Annotated in this window: 4 protein-coding genes and 1 pseudogene; 4 read left to right on the top strand and 1 reads right to left on the bottom strand. The window is 36.8% G+C overall.

The window, feature by feature from the left end:
* The 4 genes and pseudogenes from PLK24_RS10470 to PLK24_RS10455 all read left to right on the top strand — a co-directional run.
* Positions 1-322, top strand: a pseudogene (locus tag PLK24_RS10470) (beta-ketoacyl-[acyl-carrier-protein] synthase II); the annotation flags it as partial.
* Positions 323-327: 5 nt separating this feature from the next.
* A complete protein-coding gene (gene plsY / locus PLK24_RS10465) occupies positions 328-924 on the top strand; it encodes a glycerol-3-phosphate 1-O-acyltransferase PlsY (protein WP_324478907.1) in 597 nt (198 codons plus the stop codon).
* Position 925: 1 nt separating this feature from the next.
* Positions 926-1,252, top strand: coding sequence for a thioredoxin (trxA, locus tag PLK24_RS10460; protein ID WP_324478906.1), 327 nt, complete (start codon positions 926-928; stop codon positions 1,250-1,252).
* Positions 1,253-1,260: 8 nt separating this feature from the next.
* Entirely contained in the window at positions 1,261-1,968 is a 708-nt protein-coding gene (locus tag PLK24_RS10455) for a polysaccharide deacetylase family protein (protein WP_324478904.1), read from the top strand.
* A 56-nt stretch (positions 1,969-2,024) separates the two neighbouring features.
* On the opposite strand, the gene PLK24_RS10450 is transcribed toward PLK24_RS10455, so the two are convergent.
* A complete protein-coding gene (locus PLK24_RS10450) occupies positions 2,025-2,273 on the bottom strand; it encodes a CPF_0552 family protein (protein ID WP_324478903.1) in 249 nt (82 codons plus the stop codon).
* Between the last annotated feature and the right edge of the window lie 411 nt (positions 2,274-2,684).

Raw genomic sequence — 2,684 nt, 5'->3', positions numbered from 1 at the left:
ACCGTTAAATGATAAGATGGAATCACTGGCAATTAAAAAGGTTTTTGCCGATAGAGCGTATCAATTAAAAATTAGTTCAACCAAATCTATGACCGGTCATCTTTTAGGAGCAGCTGGGGCTATGGAAGCAGCAGCAACTGTCTTGGGGATATATCACCATACTATCCATCCAACTATCAACCTTGAAGAAAAAGATGAAGATTGCGATTTAGACTATGTTCCCCAAAAAGCCCAAAAAATGGAAATTCGCAATGCAATTTCTAACTCATTTGGATTTGGAGGGCATAATGGTTCTTTGGTTTTTGGAAAATTTAAGGAGTAACTATCATGTCTGGATGGTGGATTATAGGGATTAATTATCTCATCGGATCGCTTCCATTTGGGGTGATTATTGGATGGTTGCTTAGGGGGATAGATATTCGGAAATATGGGAGCGGGAATATCGGCGCTACCAATGTTTCTCGAGTATTAGGATTTACTCCGGCATTATTAGCTGGGATTGCTGATGCTTTAAAAGGTTTTTTAGGGGCTTATTTAGCAACACGTTTTATCCAGAATCCCTTCCTATGGTTTTTAGCGGTTTTCATGATTGTCATAGGTCATAACTGGTCGGTGTTTCTCCGTTTTAAGGGTGGAAAAGGTGTTGCTACAACGGTGGGAATTCTTTTTTACCTTTCCTATCAAGCTGCGATTATTAGCTTTTTATCTTGGATTGGGATGGTATTGATTAGTCGTTATTCCTCTCTGGGTTCTTTGACCGGTGCACTCTTAATGCCCATAGGTTTGTATCTTTTTAATAAGCCTCCAGAAATTATTTGGTGGGGAATATTCGCCTGTGCTCTTGTGTTTTTAAGACACAGTGAGAATATCAAAAGGTTAGTAAGTGGGAAAGAACATAAAATTGGCAAAAAGGGGCGTGAATAAAATGGCAGATTCGGTTATCGAACTGAACAAAGCGAATTTTGATGTTGAGGTTCTTCAATCAACTACACCGGTATTGGTTGACTTCTGGGCAAGTTGGTGTATGCCTTGTCGAATGATGGCTCCAGTTGTTGAGGAAATTGCTCACGATATGAAAGATAAGATAAAAGTTGGGAAATTAAATACCGATGATAGCGGTGAAATAGCCGCTCGCTATGGGATTAGTGCTATTCCGACTCTTATTGTATTTAATGGAGGAAAAGAAGTAGACCGGATTATAGGTTATGTAGCTAAAAAGGCCATTGAAACCAAAATTAATAATATCTTATAATTAAAGATATGATGAATAAAAAAGGCCTGATCAATATTGCTCTGATTTTTTTTCTGGTAGGTTTCTTTGCAGAAACAGTCTGGGGTTTACGATTGAATGATGATCAGGTCTATGGATATAATTGCGTTCGTCTATTATCCAGTAACTATCGAATTGGTAAAAAAGTCGCCTTGACATTTGATGATGTTCCCAATATCTATACTCAAAAGATATTAAAAATACTGCGTAACTATCGGGTCAAGGCAACCTTTTTTATGGTTGGTTACCAAGTAAAAAATAATCCTGACTTAGCCAGAGAAATTGTGAGTCATGGACATGAAATAGGAAATCATTCTTATTCTCACCGCTGGGATGGTGGGAAAACCATTGATGTTTTACTTCAAGATATTGAAAAGGCTGAAAGTTGTATTGTGGAAACTACCGGCCAGATGCCATTGTACCTTAGACCACCGGGAGGTTTAATTGACGAAAATATCAAGAAAGCTTGTGGGATGAGCGGTTATGGCATTGTGCTTTGGACAGTCGATTCAAGAGATTGGTTCCATACCAACAACCGACAAGCTATATTAGACAATGTTTTAAATAATGTTAAATCTGGCTCTATAATTCTCCTTCATAGTCTTTTTCAAACTGTCGATGTTTTACCAGAGATTATTGAAACTTTGCAAAAACGAGGATATCAAATAGGACCAGTTTCAAGTATAATGAGTCAATAAAATTTACTATTTAGATGAATAATAAAACCTCATCTTCACGATGAGGTTTTATTATTTTATAATTCAAGATATTGAGCGGTAACTCCTGATAATTTTTCCAAATCGTTTCTTAATGCTTGAATATCCTCTTGATTATCTGCTAACTCGAGAATAACTAATCCATCTTCAGCGCAATAATTGGGAGATGTTTCATGGAGTCCCAATCGAGTTCGGATGCTGCAGCCATGCTTAGTTAATACTTCTTGTACTTTGGTAGCCTGATTTGAACGGGCACCAATTTTAACCACGAGTAGTTTATGAGCCATTATTTTCACCTCCGTTATCATTTTAACAAAAGGTTTTTATGAAAGTAAGCTACTTTGATTTTTAGATTCAATATTTTTTAATCAGAAATATGGCAATTTTTGAGTGAAAAGAGATAAATATGGCGCCTTTCGTAGTATGTTCTTCAGTTATTATGAGATAGTTTTATGAGGCTTTAAGTTTTCCTATCCTGAAAATACCATCAAATGAATTTCCCCTCCAAGGAGGGGAATTGTTTTCCGGCGGGGAGGGTGCTTTTATTTTTTAATTTTTTTGTTGCTTATCCTTGGATAAGAATAAAAAATATTGGCTAAATGAGATTGCCACATCGCACAAGACGCTCCTCGCAATGATGGATTTAATTAGTGTTTTCATCCTTATCTGGTGTCACCAAGGCGACATGAGAGTTTATC

This window comes from Atribacter sp. (genome assembly GCF_035418125.1).
Classification (GTDB): Bacteria; Atribacterota; Atribacteria; order Atribacterales; family Atribacteraceae; genus Atribacter; species Atribacter allofermentans.
Note: the sequence above shows the minus strand (reverse complement) of the source record. Positions and strands in the feature narration are given on the sequence as shown.